The organism is Paraburkholderia polaris (assembly GCF_012927345.1).
In the GTDB taxonomy this organism is placed as follows: Bacteria; Pseudomonadota; Gammaproteobacteria; order Burkholderiales; family Burkholderiaceae; genus Paraburkholderia; species Paraburkholderia polaris.
The window spans coordinates 50,819-65,433 of the sequence record NZ_JABBGJ010000003.1 but is presented as its reverse complement, the minus strand read 5'-3'; the positions used below and the strand labels follow the sequence as shown (position 1 = coordinate 65,433).

The 14,615-nt window shown below is 61.5% G+C and carries 13 protein-coding genes and 1 tRNA gene; 4 read left to right on the top strand and 10 right to left on the bottom strand.

What is annotated here, in order from left to right:
• Nucleotides 1-287 precede the first annotated feature (287 nt).
• The gene (locus tag HHL24_RS43570) at nucleotides 288-1,214 is read left to right on the top strand and encodes a hypothetical protein (protein WP_206002690.1); all 927 of its coding nucleotides are present in this window, start codon (nucleotides 288-290) and stop codon (nucleotides 1,212-1,214) included.
• 321 nt (nucleotides 1,215-1,535) lie between these two features.
• Entirely contained in the window at nucleotides 1,536-1,862 is a 327-nt protein-coding gene (imm45, locus tag HHL24_RS02880; protein WP_169483886.1) for an Imm45 family immunity protein, read from the top strand.
• A gap of 43 nt (nucleotides 1,863-1,905) precedes the next feature.
• Here the strand turns inward: imm45 and HHL24_RS02875 are convergent, their stop codons facing one another.
• From HHL24_RS02875 to HHL24_RS02860, 4 genes are all read right to left on the bottom strand, one after another.
• Nucleotides 1,906-2,136, bottom strand: a complete 231-nt coding sequence (locus HHL24_RS02875; protein WP_169484086.1) for a SymE family type I addiction module toxin — start codon at nucleotides 2,134-2,136, stop codon at nucleotides 1,906-1,908.
• A gap of 95 nt (nucleotides 2,137-2,231) precedes the next feature.
• Nucleotides 2,232-2,618, bottom strand: a complete 387-nt coding sequence (locus tag HHL24_RS02870) for a helix-turn-helix domain-containing protein (RefSeq protein ID WP_169483885.1) — start codon at nucleotides 2,616-2,618, stop codon at nucleotides 2,232-2,234.
• 680 nt (nucleotides 2,619-3,298) lie between these two features.
• Nucleotides 3,299-3,375: transfer RNA gene (locus tag HHL24_RS02865), tRNA-Met, on the bottom strand.
• A gap of 127 nt (nucleotides 3,376-3,502) precedes the next feature.
• Nucleotides 3,503-3,790 carry a hypothetical protein gene (locus HHL24_RS02860; protein WP_169483884.1) on the bottom strand — a complete coding sequence of 96 codons (288 nt, stop codon included), beginning with the start codon at nucleotides 3,788-3,790 and terminating at the stop codon, nucleotides 3,503-3,505.
• A 255-nt stretch (nucleotides 3,791-4,045) separates the two neighbouring features.
• Between HHL24_RS02860 and xth the strand changes: the two genes are divergently transcribed.
• Nucleotides 4,046-4,822 carry an exodeoxyribonuclease III gene (gene xth / locus HHL24_RS02855; protein WP_169483883.1) on the top strand — a complete coding sequence of 259 codons (777 nt, stop codon included), beginning with the start codon at nucleotides 4,046-4,048 and terminating at the stop codon, nucleotides 4,820-4,822.
• A gap of 18 nt (nucleotides 4,823-4,840) precedes the next feature.
• On the opposite strand, the gene HHL24_RS02850 is transcribed toward xth, so the two are convergent.
• The 4 genes from HHL24_RS02850 to glnA form a co-directional block, all read right to left on the bottom strand.
• On the bottom strand, nucleotides 4,841-7,117 hold the full coding sequence (locus tag HHL24_RS02850) for a prolyl oligopeptidase family serine peptidase (RefSeq protein ID WP_169483882.1): 2,277 nt from the start codon (nucleotides 7,115-7,117) through the stop codon (nucleotides 4,841-4,843).
• Between the two features lie 205 nt (nucleotides 7,118-7,322).
• Complete coding sequence (gene ntrC, locus HHL24_RS02845) at nucleotides 7,323-8,840, bottom strand: nitrogen regulation protein NR(I) (RefSeq protein WP_169483881.1); 1,518 nt, start codon at nucleotides 8,838-8,840, stop codon at nucleotides 7,323-7,325.
• 115 nt (nucleotides 8,841-8,955) lie between these two features.
• A complete protein-coding gene (glnL, locus tag HHL24_RS02840) occupies nucleotides 8,956-10,098 on the bottom strand; it encodes a nitrogen regulation protein NR(II) (RefSeq protein WP_169483880.1) in 1,143 nt (380 codons plus the stop codon).
• Between the two features lie 210 nt (nucleotides 10,099-10,308).
• Nucleotides 10,309-11,724 (bottom strand): type I glutamate--ammonia ligase, encoded by a 1,416-nt coding sequence (glnA, locus tag HHL24_RS02835; protein ID WP_169483879.1) that lies wholly within the window; start codon nucleotides 11,722-11,724, stop codon nucleotides 10,309-10,311.
• A 439-nt stretch (nucleotides 11,725-12,163) separates the two neighbouring features.
• Between glnA and HHL24_RS02830 the strand changes: the two genes are divergently transcribed.
• Nucleotides 12,164-12,628, top strand: a complete 465-nt coding sequence (locus tag HHL24_RS02830; protein ID WP_169483878.1) for a rhodanese-like domain-containing protein — start codon at nucleotides 12,164-12,166, stop codon at nucleotides 12,626-12,628.
• A 110-nt stretch (nucleotides 12,629-12,738) separates the two neighbouring features.
• Here HHL24_RS02830 and HHL24_RS02825 read toward each other — a convergent pair whose 3' ends face one another.
• Both HHL24_RS02825 and HHL24_RS02820 read right to left on the bottom strand, forming a co-directional pair.
• A complete protein-coding gene (locus HHL24_RS02825) occupies nucleotides 12,739-13,569 on the bottom strand; it encodes a competence/damage-inducible protein A (protein ID WP_169483877.1) in 831 nt (276 codons plus the stop codon).
• A gap of 31 nt (nucleotides 13,570-13,600) precedes the next feature.
• The gene (locus HHL24_RS02820) at nucleotides 13,601-14,431 is read right to left on the bottom strand and encodes an EI24 domain-containing protein (RefSeq protein WP_169483876.1); all 831 of its coding nucleotides are present in this window, start codon (nucleotides 14,429-14,431) and stop codon (nucleotides 13,601-13,603) included.
• Nucleotides 14,432-14,615 lie beyond the last annotated feature (184 nt).

Sequence of the window (14,615 nt, the reverse complement as noted above, 5' to 3'; positions counted from 1 at the left end):
GGATATTTGCGGGGATAGTGCTGGCTATCCTGGGTGGCTTGATTATCGAGAAGTTATTAAGTTGATGATAAACAGCAAACCCGGCATTGGCCGGGTTTGCTGTTATAGGTGTCATTCATTTCCGTCTGCTGAGTCTTTGCCGCGTGGCTTCGGCTTCTGGTCCGGTCACGTATCTGCCGGCGATCCTGTAGTCATAGTCCGGGGTAATGGTGATGTGTGGGCGTTGGCGTGACCGGCAAAGCGACCGGCCCCGGCGCTCGGTCAGCGGTCAGCCCGGCGTATCGCCGATGATTTCGCAGAACGACAACGGCGAGCAGAGTGCGACCACGCGCAGCGCCGTCAGCGCGGGCACGATCAACATCACGGACGGCGCGCACCAGACTCAGGACGTAGCGAGCCTGAGCCGCGACACGACGAACGCAAACGGCACGGTTACGAAAACGCCGGACGTGAACGATATCCTCAACAGGCAGGCTGACACGATGCAGGCCGCCCAGGCGGCGGGCCAGACGGTGTCGCAAGGCATCGGTGCGTATGCGGATAGAAAACGCGACGACGCGGTTACTGCGCTCCAGGCTGCGAAGGATCGGGGCGATACCGAAGGCATGGCCGCCGCGCTGGTTGACTACAACAACTGGCGTGAGGGTGGGACTTACCGGATCGGGATGCACATTGCGGGAGGCGCGCTTACAGCGGGTCTGGGTGGTGGAGGCATCGGAAGTGCGGCGCAAGGCGCGGCGGGTGCGGGTATTGCAGCGTGGGCGGCGGGCGATCTGAACCGGCTGGCCAACGGCACGCGCGACGCGCTGGGTGGTGGCGATGCGGCGCAGATGGCAGGTAACGTGCTGTCCAATGTCGTGGCCGGTGCGGGCGGGTTCCTGATCGGCGGCACGACGGGCGCATTCACGGCGAGCAATGCGGACCTCTACAATCGAAGCACGGGCAACGGTGATGGCCAGGGAAGCACGGCTAAATTCGGCTGTGGATACTGTCAGCAATTCCGCTGCCGGGGTTTGGAACGGTCTCGTTTCGATAGGCGAGATGATCGCAAATGCGCCGAACGGCGGCCCGTTTGCTTCGCCCGGCGATCCGGGGTATATCTCGGCGGATGGGTTGCGTCTGCCCTGTACGGCGGGCGATCAGGTTGGGCCGGGCGTGGAGTTCCTTGCTGCGGCGCTGGCTACCAGGGGTGCAGGAAAGGGAGCGGCTGCTGAGGCAAAAGCGCTCTCGGAAGCGGAAGCGTTTGAAAGGTCTCTGGTTAATCTGCCGCCCGGAGAGCGAGTCGCACAGGTAAAACAGACTGCGCAAATTGTTGCTACTGACAATGGCTGGACCAAGGACTCGCAGCTCAGTCGCATAAATGGCCGGGATGTGTATCGGGCAGACGATGGAACCTTATATGCTGTTGATTCGCAGCATGGGCGCCTCGAGCAAGTCAACGGAAAAACCGGCGCACATATGGGAGAAGTGAGTATGCTTGATTTGCAACCCACCAAACCCGCGGATACGTCGGGACGACACGACCTTAAATTGAAATGATGACCTGGAAAAAGCTGATTGAGAGCGCCGACCCGGAAATGAAGCGAGGCACATTGCTTCGTTTCGCTGCGGGGCAGCCATTCGAAAGTCACGTAGTAATGATGGTCTGCGAGGCCCCTGATAAGTCAGATCGACTCGGCCTAATAACGATCAGTGGTTATAAGGCTGGGATCAACTGCTATGTTGTGTTTCCAAAGGAAACCTTACCCTATCATGTGTCGACTCGATGGCTAATCGACAACTGGCAGCTTTGGGTTTGGCCAGATGGTGATGTCCACGAAGTTGAAGTTCACGAGCCACTAAATGCGTTAGAGATCGAATAACAATAGACCCGGCCGCGGCCGGGTCTATTGTTTGTGGAGTGGTTCAATCTGACGTGATGACGAGTCTGCCGTGCTCGACCTGGATCCTCACGCGCTGTCCGGGTGGAAAGCCGGCCTGTTCAAGCCAGATGCCGGCGATGCGCAGCCACGGAAAAAACCGTGGTGTTCGCCAGGGCCTTCCCTCTTTGGGGCTGGGTCGCCAGCGCATGAGTTGCTGGACGGTAGCGTGACGCTCGGGATGAGCGTGCAATGCATTAAGATTGGCGTCAGCCATGGTCAGTTCTCCAAGTGAACTGGTTGTGGTCAGCGGGCCGCATGGGTTGCCGCCCATGCGGCCCGCGCTTCTTCTACTGCTTCAAATCTCCTTCCTTACTGCTGGGTCTTTGCCAGCACCGTATCAAGCATCTCGGACACGAAGCGCTGCCGCGCCTTCGGCAACTGACTAATCGCCTCGATCTGCTGTTGCAACTTCGAGGACGCGCCGCGTTTGCCATGGGGGGTGACGTTCTGCCCGAGCAGCTCATCGCATGAGAGCCCAAACGTTCTAGTCAATTCCGGTAGCAGTGAGACGGGCAGTCGCAGTCGCCCGCCTTCATAGTGCGCGAGGGTTTGCTGGGCAATGCCAAGCTGCTCGGCGAGTTGCTGCTGAGTGAGTTCGTGAGACCTGCGAGCGCCGGCGATACGCGCGCCCAACGCCTTGAAAAACTGTTCGTCCTTCGGGTTCATGGCTGAGTTAAGCGGTGAAAATCCAGCCATAATGATACTCCTGATCACGAGTTCAATGGATATTTTTTCTCTATTTCAGAGTACTCTGAAAATGAGCTATTTGATGAAAATCCACTTGACAGGTTTTTAGTCGAAGGACGATTCATGCCCCGCATTCCGGAAGCCGAACTGAACAGACTGAAGCGCGAAGTGTCTCGGCGGAACCACCCGCGCGGTCACGGCGGACAGTGCGGATCTCTCAAACCCGGCCGCGACTGGGCTTGTCGTTTGTAGGTGTCGTTCGTTTCCGTTTGCTGCGTCTTTGCAGCGAGGCCGCTACCTCGGGCTTAGCCATGTATTTGCCGGCGATCCTGTAGTCGTACTCCGGCGTAACGGTGAGCGCGTCGTGCTCGACAATCACCCGGATGGGATGCTCTCCTTCGGTGCCAATACGAACTTTCGTCGCGTGACTTTCTTTTGAGTTGAAGTTACTGCCGCGGTGTTGCCTCAGACGGTCCAACGGGTCGTCTTCACCCTGATTCCCGATGACACCGAACGCGCGCGGACCTGCACCGCATCAACACGACCGCGCTGCACACTCAAGCGGCGGTGGAATGGGCGATCGATTCGAAGTGAATGCAAGCGCGCTTGGCGCATGCATGAGAGATAAGAAGACACGCCAGAAGTCAAAAAGCCCGCGTAGCTTGCGCTAGCGGGCTTTTAACAATGCTTGGTTGCGGGGGTAGGATTTGAACCTACGACCTTCGGGTTATGAGCCCGACGAGCTGCCAGACTGCTCCACCCCGCGTCAGAGAAAAAAATTATATCCGGTTGTCAGCAAGACGTCAAACAATCGGATGAAATAGTTTTCAGATTAGGCGCGCAGCGTGTGTTCGCACTCATGCCGCAAGTGAAGCAGCAAATGAGCAGGCAACTCAGAGATCCTCGACCGTCGCGCCTTGCACTTTGCCGTCGATGATGTCCGCGCCGTACTGACTCGCGCTGCGTTTCGCGACGCCAAAATCGGAAAACGTGGATGGCAGCACGAGACGAAATACGCGGCTTGCCTTCGAGCCGCTGATGGCGCCCGGCCGGCAGACGCGCACCGCAACGTCGTAACCTTCGGCATGCCGCTTGTGGCCGTCGAACTTGTCGAACTGCCGCGAGAACACCAGCGGATGCACTTCGAAGTCCTTATAAAGGGCTGGATAAAGCTGAGCCATGATGCATTCCCGATGCGCGTAAATGTGATCCCACTATACGCCGGGGCATGACGGGATCGCGCTTTTATTTTTCTCCGCCGCCGAGGCAATTTTCACCGTCGCTCGTCTCGCGCGATAAGATGCGGGACTAACGGAATCAACCTGATCCTGCCGACCCGAATCCGGGTTGCCAGACGGGTATTCGCTGAAGCAGAAAAGCAACAACGCGGGGCTAGCACCCCACAAAGCCTTGCCCAGCAAGAATGTGAGAATTTCATGAAAATCGCCACCTGGAACGTCAATTCCCTCAAAGTCCGCCTGCAACACGTCATCGACTGGCTCGAAACCAGCCAGACAGATGTGCTGTGCCTGCAGGAATTGAAGCTGACCGACGACAAATTCCCCCGCGCCGAACTCGAAGCGAAAGGCTACCGGAGCTGGTTCGCAGGCCAGAAGACCTATAACGGCGTCGGCATCCTGGTGCGCGAAGGCCTGAACGTCGACGAAAGCAGCGTCGTGCGCAATATCCCCGGTTATGAAGACCTTCAGCAACGCGTGATCGCCGCGACCGTCGAGGGTGTGCGCATCATCTCCGCGTACTTCCCGAACGGCCAGGCGCCGGGCACCGATAAATTCGCCTACAAGCTGCGCTGGCTCGCCGAACTGCACGACTGGATCGCGCGCGAAATGGCGCTATATCCCAAGCTCGCGCTGCTCGGCGACTACAACATCGCGCCGGAAGATCGCGACGTGCACGATCCGAAAGCATGGGAAGGCCAGAATCTGGTGTCGCCCGAAGAGCGCGCCGAATTCGTGCGGCTGATTGAACTCGGTCTCGTCGATGCGTTCCGTCAGTTTGAGCAGCCGGAGAAGATTTACTCATGGTGGGACTACCGGATGATGGCGTTCCGCCGCAATGCGGGGCTGCGTATCGATCACATTCTGCTGTCAAAAACGCTCGCTGAAGCATGCACCTCTTGTGACGTGGACAAGGTGCCGCGCAAATGGGAGCAGCCGTCGGACCACGCACCGGTCGTCGCACAGATCGGCTGAACGCGCGACGAGCGAGGCCTATGCCGGCCCGTTCAAACAGCGCCACAAGAACTCGTACACCATCGCATCATGCTCGGCCTGCTCCAACTCATCGGAGCCGCCGTGGCCCCCTTCTGTGTTCTCCCGATACCAGACCCTTTCTGCACCCAGCGCCTGCATGCGCGCGGCCATCTTGCGCGCGTGTCCGGGGTGCACGCGGTCGTCCGCAGTCGACGTGGTGAACAGCACGGGCGGATACGCCACGTCCGCACTTACGCGGTGATAGGGCGAGTAAGCCGCCAGCACACGCGCTTCGTCGAGCTCGTCCGGATCGCCGTATTCATCGATCCATGACGCGCCAGCGTGCAGCAGGTGATAGCGGCTCATGTCGAGCAGCGGCACCTCGCACACCACTGCGCCGAACAACTCGGGCCGCTGCACCATGCACGCCGCGACCAGCAGGCCGCCATTGCTGCCGCCCTGAATGCCGAGTTGCGCGGCGCTGGTCACGCCTGTGCTGATGAGCGCCTCGGCCACCGCGATGAAATCGTCGAACGCGCGCTGCCGATGCTCGCCCTGCGCCGCCGTATGCCACTGCGTGCCGAACTCGCCACCGCCGCGAATATGCGCCACCACATACACGCCGCCCCGCTCCAACCAGCCGATGCCCTGCCCGGTCAGATAACCCGGCAGCAGCGGAATCGCGAAACCGCCGTAACCGTTGAGCAGGCATGGGCGCGTTTGCTCGTGCGTTTGCTCGTGCGTTTGCTCGTGCGTTTGCTCGTGCGTTTGCTCGTGCGTTTGCTCGTGCGCTTGCTCGTGCGTTTGCGCGTGCGCTTGACCATGCGTCTGCCGCGCGGTCTGCGCCGTCTGCCCTTGCGCAGCTTGTTGCGCAACCCGCGGTCCAATCACGGTGTACGGCACCCGCGTGCCGTCCGCAGACACCGCGTGCCCACGGGTCACCGCGAACGGCGCCGCATCGAATTGAGTCGGCCAGCGGTCGAGCAACGCCCAATCGGTCAGGTCGTCCTGGGCAAGATCGGTGAGCCAGTACGCAGGCGGCTGCAAATAATCGTCAGTATCGACGAACACTTCGTCGTTCAGCGTCGGCTCGACGGGTGAGACGTCGGCTTGCACGTCGTCACGCGACGGAAAGAGGCGTTGATGCCAGTGCCAGGCTTGATCGGCAGCTTGCGACGGGATCCACAGCGAGGCCCTGCTCTGCACATCCTCCAGGTACGACACGATCAGGTGATTGCGCGTGTGCGTCCACTCGCAGGCGGAGGTTTGCGCTGTCGGCGTGAAAAGCGGCACCACGTCACGCTCGCCACGCAAGAACGCGGCTTCGCGGATCGCCAGCAACGCGCCGCCCGGATAGCGCACGCCGTTGCAGTCCCAATCGAGGCGCGGCTCGAGCAGCAGCCAGCCCTGCCAGCCGCCGACCGCGACGTGCGACGGCACGTCGTACTGCTGCCAGGCATGGGCATTGTTGACGGCATGGGTCACATCGGCGGCATGGGCGCCGTCTGCGGTGCCATCGGCGCTATCGAGGTAATACGTATGCGAATCGAAGAAATCGACGCTGCTCACCACCGTATGGCGCTGCTCGACCGGATCATAGTGCGCCTCCACGCCGATGTCGCCGAACGCGCCCTTGAAGACCACCGGCGCGTCGGCCAGCGCACTGCCCCGCGTCCAGCGCCGCACTTCGCGCGGATAGCCGGAGCGCGTCAGTGTCTTGCGACCGTTGTCCCAGCCGACATACAGCGTATCCCGATCGATCCACGAAGCCGTGTGCTTGCCGGCCTTCGCAAGCACGAAACCGTCGTCGACAAAACGTTGCGCGTCGATGTCGAACTCGCGCACAACCAGCGCATCCGAGCCACCCGGCGACAACGTGATCAGCGCGCGATCGCCGTCCGGATAAAGAATGTCGAGTTCCGCGCAGACCCATGGCGTGCCTTCGGCCGCACCGAGCGCGTCGAAATCGAGCAGGTTCTGCCAGACGGGCGCGCCACTGCGCCAGGCCGCCCAGGTCGTACGCCGCCAGATGCCCTTGGGATTGCGTTCGTCCTGCCACAGGTCGTAGGCCCAGTCCTTCCAACGATCGGGGATGACCGGACGCTCGCGCGGCAGATAAGCGTCGGCAAGCCGCTGCTTGAGCGACTCGAATTCTGCGCTGCTGCACCATGCGGCGCGCGTGCGGGCGTTCTGCGCTTCGACCCACGCGAGCGCGTCGGGGTCGTCGAGCGCCTCGAGCGACACAAAGGGATCGGGGGAAAGCGGCCAGGAGAAAGGAGCGGGAGAAGCGGGCATCGTCAGCGGTCGAATGAAAACAGCGTCGATTATGCCTTGCGTGAGCCCGAGAGCCTTTGACGCTACGTGCCCGAGCGGTTGAAGGTGCGCAGATGGGGCGACTTATGGGGCTGCCCGGGAGGCGGCCTGACGCGCGGCCGGATAAGTACCCTACGTGACAACTGCCGGGGCGGCTGGCAAGCCGCCCCGGCTGACACTGCAAACCTCAGGGCTCGAGATTGAGTTCCTGAATCTTGCGCGTAATCGTATTGCGGCCAATGCCGAGGCGCTCCGCCGCCTCCACCTTGCGTCCGCGCGTGAAATCCAGCGCCTCGCGAATCACCGCCGCTTCGAAACGGCGCGCGAGTTCGTCCATCACATCAGCTGCATTCTCGCGCAGCATCCGCGCGACTTCGGTGCGCAAGCCGCCTTCCCAGGCGCTCACGGTGGTCGCTGCCGGCATGCCGGCAGCGGTAGCCGGATGCTGGGCCGCGCTGGTGCCGTTGATCGGCGCGCCGCCGGCAAGGCCTGCTTCACCCGTGCCGATCACGCCACTGCCACCGCCCGCGAGATCGGTCACGCCTGCTTGCGCGGGACCCAGATCGGGCGGCAAGTCCTTGATCTCGATGGTCTGCGCCGGCGCCATCACCGTGAGCCAGTTGGCGAGGTTCTCCAGCTGACGCACATTGCCCGGAAACGGCAGCGATGCCAGATGAGCGAGTGCCTCTTCGGACACGCGTTTCGGCTCCACGCCCAGATCGCGCGCACTCTTCTGCAGGAAGTGGCGCGTGAGCAGCGGAATGTCTTCGCTGCGCTCGCGCAACGCCGGCAGGCGCAAGCGGATCACATTGAGCCGGTGATACAAGTCCTCGCGGAACAGGCCCTGACGCACACGCGATTCGAGGTTCTGGTGGGTCGCCGCGATCACGCGCACGTTGGCCCGCAACGGATTGTGGCCACCGACGCGATAGAACTGCCCGTCCGAGAGCACACGCAACAGACGTGTCTGCAAATCGAACGGCATGTCGCCGATTTCATCGAGAAACAGCGTGCCGTTCTCGGCCTGCTCGAAGCGCCCCTGGCGCATGGCCTGCGCGCCGGTGAACGCACCGCGCTCGTGACCGAACAATTCGGATTCCAGCAGATCCTTCGGAATTGCCGCTGTATTCAGCGCGATGAAGGGACCGTTCGCGCGTGGGCTATGTCGGTGCAACGCACGCGCGACCAGTTCCTTCCCGGTGCCTGATTCGCCGGTAATGAGCACGGTGGCCGAGGAATGCGACAGCCGGCCGATCGCGCGAAACATGTCCTGCATCGCCGGCGCCTGGCCGAGCATTTCCGGTGCATCGGCGACGCGGTCGTCCCACGTCTGTTCGCCGCGCATGCTTTCGTCGACCGCGCGGCGGATCAACTCGACCGCCTTGTCGACGTCGAACGGTTTGGCGAGGTATTCGAACGCACCGCCCTGGAATGCGGCGACCGCGCTGTCCAGGTCAGAGAACGCCGTCATGATGATGACGGGCAAGCCCGGCACCTTGTCACGAACGGTTTGCAGCAATTCGAGGCCAGAGCCGCCAGGCATCCTGATGTCGGACACCAGCACCTGAGGGCTGTCGTGATCGAGCGCCGCGGAAGCCTCGCGTACGTTCGCGAAGCTGCGTGTCGCGAAGTTTTCGCGGGCGAGCGCTTTCTCGAGCACCCAGCGAATCGATTGATCGTCGTCTACTATCCAGATCGGCTTCATATAGGTCGGTCAGAAGTCTTAAGAGCGCCCCCAAACCTGTCGCTTCGCGCCAGGCCCCCCGAGGGGGGTGAGAAAACTTGGGGCGGCCCGGCGTTTTCTCATGAGACGTTTGGTGTTAGCAGTCGAGCGGCAGCAGAATCTGAAACTCGGTATGGCCCGGCCGGCTTTCCACTTCGATCAGCCCGTCGTGCTGTTGCACGAAAGTCTGCGCGAGCGTCAGGCCGAGACCGCTGCCGTCCTCGCGCCCCGACACGAGCGGATAGAAAATGCGGTCACGGATTTCCTCGGGAATGCCTGGGCCGTTGTCAGTGATATGCAAGTCCAGTGCCAGCTTACATAAGCGTTTCGACACAGTAATTTTGCGCGCAATGCGAGTGCGCAATTCGATGCGCGCGTCGCCTTGCGAAATGCGTTCACGCAATGCTTCGGCAGCATTACGCACGATGTTCAGCAGCGCCTGGATCAGCTGCTCCTTGTCGCCGCGCAGATCCGGCACGCTCACGTCGTAATCGCGCTCGATCGTGAGTCCGCGCGGAAACTCCGCGAGAATCACCTGGCGCACACGCTCGCATACTTCGTGAATATTCACGTCGCCGACGATATGCGGATGACGGTGCGGCTCCAGCAAGCGATCGACCAGCGTTTGCAGCCGGTCCGATTCCTTGATGATGACCTGCGTGTACTCGCGCAACTCGTCGCGCTGACGCTCGCCGAGTTCGAACTCGAGCAGTTGCGCCGCGCCGCGAATCCCGCCGAGCGGGTTCTTGATCTCGTGAGCGAGATTGCGGATCAGTTGTTTGTTGACCGCCGTGAGGTCGTTGATGCGCTCCTCGCGGTCGCTGCGTAAATGCCGCTCGTTCTCGAACAGTTCGAGCAGCACATAGTCTTGCGCGCTTTCCAGAAAACCGACGATCGCATGCACATGCAGCGGCTCGTGGCCCGGGCGCTCGAGTACGGCGTCCAGATGCGTCGCGTGAAAACGGTGAGCAGCGATCGCGGAGATGGTCGCGACCAGTTCGTCGGCATTCGAGAAAATGTCCTGCCACGCCATCTGCGTCAGTTGCTTTCGCGAAAGCTCCAGCATCGATTCCGCCGACGGGTTCGCAAACACGACGCGCAGCGTGCGCTTTTCGAGCACCAGCACGACCGTCGGGAGTGCCTCGAAGCCCGGCAGCAAACCGGAACTCACCAGCTGAGCGTCGTCCGACAGCGTCTGCTCGTGCCCTTTCCTTGCCTTCATCAGATTCTTCAGAACCATCTTGCAGTCTGGCCGATAGGAGATGGTGATAAATCAGGTGTACCGCTTATTGCCCTGCCTGGTGTCCTGCCTACTGTCCTGCTTCATTGCCCTACGCCGCAAACGAATTCGGGTCCAACAAAAAAGGGACGGCGCCGCCGTCCCTTCGTGACCGATCGCGAGCGTCGGGCAAAGCGCTTCGCCGTTTAAAGGGCGAAGCGCCATTGCCGCTTACAGCGAGTAGTACATTTCGAATTCGATCGGGTGCACCGACTGACGATAGCGTTGCAGCTCGCCCGTCTTCAGTTCGATGTACGCGTCGAGCATCGAATCCGTGAACACGCCACCGCGCGTCAGGAACTCACGATCTGCGTCGAGTGCGTCCAGTGCCTGGTCGAGGCCGGCACACACGGTCGGGATCTTTGCATCCTCTTCCGGCGGCAGGTCGTACAGGTTCTTGTCGGCAGCTTCGCCCGGATGAATCTTGTTCTGCACGCCGTCCAGACCCGCCATCATCAGCGCGGAGAAGCACAGGTACGGATTCGCCATCGGATCCGGGAAACGCGTTTCGATACGGCGGCCCTTCGGGTTCGACACGTGCGGAATGCGGATCGATGCCGAACGGTTGCGAGCCGAGTAAGCCAGCTTCACCGGTGCTTCGAAGTGCGGCACGAGGCGCTTGTACGAGTTCGTCGACGGGTTCGTGATCGCGTTCAGCGCGCGAGCATGCTTGATGATGCCGCCGATGTAGAACAACGCGAATTCCGACAGACCTGCGTAACCGTTGCCTGCGAACAGGTTCGCGCCGTCTTTCCAGATCGACTGGTGAACGTGCATGCCCGAACCGTTATCGCCAACCACCGGCTTCGGCATGAACGTAGCGGTCTTGCCGTACGTGTGCGCGACGTTGTGGATGATGTACTTCATTTGCTGCAGCCAGTCGGCGCGTTGCACCAGCGTCGAGAACTTGGTGCCGATTTCGTTCTGGCCCTGGCCCGCGACTTCGTGGTGATGCACTTCGACCGGGATGCCGATCTGTTCGAGCAACAGGCACATTTCCGAACGGATGTCCTGGAACGTGTCGACCGGAGCGACCGGGAAGTAGCCGCCCTTCGTGCCCGGACGGTGACCGGTGTTGCCGCCTTCGAAGTCCATGGCCGACGACCAAGGCGCTTCTTCCGAACCGATCTTGACGAACGTGCCCGATTGGTCGGTGCCGAACTTGATCGAGTCGAAAATGAAGAATTCCGGTTCCGGACCGAAGAATGCCGTGTCGCCCAGACCCGTGCTCTTCAGGTACGCCTCAGCGCGCTTGGCCAGCGAGCGCGGGTCGCGCTCGTAGCCCTTGCCGTCAGCCGGTTCGACGACGTCGCAGGTTAAGACGAGGGTCGACTCTTCGTAGAACGGGTCGATGAAGGCGGTGTTCGCGTCCGGGATCAGCAGCATGTCCGATGCTTCGATGCCCTTCCAGCCGGCAATCGACGAACCGTCAAACGCATGGCCGCTTTCGAACTTGTCTTCATCGAATGCCGACACCGGCACCGAAACGTGTTGCTCTTTGCCGCGCGTGTCGGTGAAACGAAAGTCGACAAACTTGACGTCTTCGTCTTTGACGAGTTGAACGACGTCGGCCACGGATTTACTCATAACCTATCTCCTGATTAACGAATTCGGCGGATTCAGCCGCCGCCCAATCTAGCTGACCCGTCCCGGCGCGTCCACCCCTCTATCGTTGAGGATGAACATAAAAGCCTGCTGGAACAAATCGATCGGCACCAATAAAGCAGCTTCTGTGCCATGTATGCGCCAACCCGGCGCAAAACCGCCCTGCACGCGCGTTTGCGGGGAATGGGCGCACCGAACAGCATGCGGCCCCGAAATCTCTGCGCGACATAACGCACCGGGTTAGTGCATCCATAAAATAAGCAACGAGCGACATGTCTATTTTGGTGCATTTGCAGAAATATGCACCAAAATAGAGCCACGATCGTCTTGCTTCGTGCGGACGAGATGCCGCCTCCGAACCGCATGCGCACCGCACGCCGCGCGCTAGAATAATCATTTGGTCCGAAGGAGGTTTGCGCTCATGAGCACGCTCGAACAGTTGTACGCCCAGGCGGACAAACGCCGCACCGAGAGTCAGTTGCCCTATGCGGGCGCGATATCGCCCGCCGAGGCGTTCGAACTGCTGCAACTCGATCCGCGCACGCGTCTCGTCGACGTGCGCACCCGTGCCGAACTCGATTGGGTTGGCCGGCCGGTTATCGGCGACGGGCAATACGCGCATGTGGAATGGACGCGCTATCCGGGCGCCGTGCCGAACCAGGAATTCCTTCAGCAACTGAGCCAGGCGGCCTCGCCCGATACGCCGGTGCTGTTTTTGTGCCGCAGCGCCGCACGCTCGAAGCTCGCCGCGATCGCCGCCACCCAGGCGGGCTATACCAAGGCGTACGACCTGCTGGAAGGCTTCGAAGGCGACAAGGACGGCCAGGGGCATCGGAAGACGGTGTCGGGCTGGTGCTTTCGCGGGTTGCCGTGGATCGGCGCCTGATTGTTGACCGGTTCGTCGAGTCTTAAGTCAGGCACGGGCGCAAGCGCGCCCGCAGGAAGGGTGGCGTGGGCTGCGGCTAAACCGCGGCTCAAGCGCGACTCGACCGCGACTCAACCGCGCGGTTTAGCCGCAGCCGCCTCAGGCTCGACAATATCGCCGCCCAACAGATGCACGCCTTCGCGCAGCTTCACGAAGGCCGCCGCCACCGCTTCCGGTTCGCCCTTCACACCGAGATCGATGTGATGCCGCGCATACACGCCGCCGCGCTCAGAATCGCCCACGCTCGGCAGGCTGAACACTCGCACGCCCGGAAAATCGTGTTCGATCTTTTCCATCAACGGCGTCAGGCGCGATTCCGGCAGCTCGAAGACCAGCAATGACTTTTCCGCGTGCGGCATCGCGTGATGCAGATGCGCGTACTGCGTATCCAGCACCCACTCGATCATCGGCCACGCCATGACCGGGAACCCCGGCACGAAGTGGTGCTGATTGATCGAGAAGCCCGGAATCTTGTTGTAGCCGTTGGGAATGATCGATGCGCCCTGCGGATACGTGCCCATATTCAGACGATGCCGGTTCTCAGGCGTTTCCAGATCGAGCGGCGTAGCCGAGTTCGCCGGATGCATGTCACGGATGCGCTCCTGAATCAGCTTCGCGGCCTCCGGATGCAGTTCGAGCGGCACGCCGAGCGCGGCTGCCGCGCACTGGCGGGTGTGGTCGTCCGGCGTGGCGCCGATGCCACCCGTGGAAAACACGATGTCGCCCGACGCGAACGTGCGTCGCAGCGTTGCTGTGATGCGCTCCGGCTCGTCGCCGATATATTCCGCCCAGCTGAGCGACAGCCCGCGCGCGCCCAGCAATTCGATGACCTTCGGCAGATGCTTGTCGATACGTCTGCCCGACAGGATTTCGTCGCCGATGATGATGACGCCAAATGCCATTGCCGCCTCTTTCGCTTAATTTAGTAATTCATCAGTAAGGAACCGGCGCCGCATGCCGCGGGCCGCGCTCTTCCGCGCGCATGCGTTGCAGCGCGCGCAGACAGTAGTAGCCGAACCACAGCGCCGAGAACACGAGGATGAACGCGTAGATCCAGATGGTCACCGCAGTGATCACCGGGAACAGCACGATCAGCCAGACCGACGACGCCCATAGCAGCGTAGGCAGCGAACCCAGCAGTCCGCTCGCGATACCGATCAACAACAGCGGCAGCCGGAAACGCCGCACCAACGCGCGCCGCTCGTCACGCGTGGCATGCAGCGCGAGCGCGTCGTAACTCATCACGCGATACGTCAGCCATCCCCACAGCAGCGGCGGAATCAACGCGAAGAACGGCGGCACCAGCCAGAGCGGCAACGTGACGATCAGCAGCACGAGACAGACCAGCGTGGTCCACAACGCCTGACCGAGACTACCGTACCACGTTCCGCCGTGGCGCATTTCAAGGCCGGCAAATTGCCGTGCCGACAGAAAGCGGATCACAGCCGGCATCGACAGCGTGGCGATCAACAGCAACACCGTGACGACGATCAACGGAATCGCCATCGCAATCACGATGAACGGCGCGACCGCCGCGTGCAGCGCCGAAAAGCCGAGCCAGTCGAACAGATGGTAAAGCGTGACGGTGAACGACCAGCTTTCGAGCCACGTGCGGGTGGCGCCGATCAGCGTCTGCCAGGAATACCACAGGATCACGCCCCACCCGACCGTTGCCGCCAGAAACGGCAGGAAGGTCAGCCAGAGCATGCGCGGGTGGAGCGCGCTTGCGAGCGCACGCCCGAACGAGCGCAACAGATCATTCATGCGAGCCAGTGCCGGTGAGCAAAACAATGGAATAAGGAGAACAGCGCGACGAACCGGCGGCGGGTCCGGCAAACGGATCTGAACGCGGACCGGAATGCAGACCAGAAAACGAACCAGGAACGTGCGCGCAAACGTGGACAGGATAAACCACGTGACGCGCCGCCGGGAAAACCGGCGGCGTGAG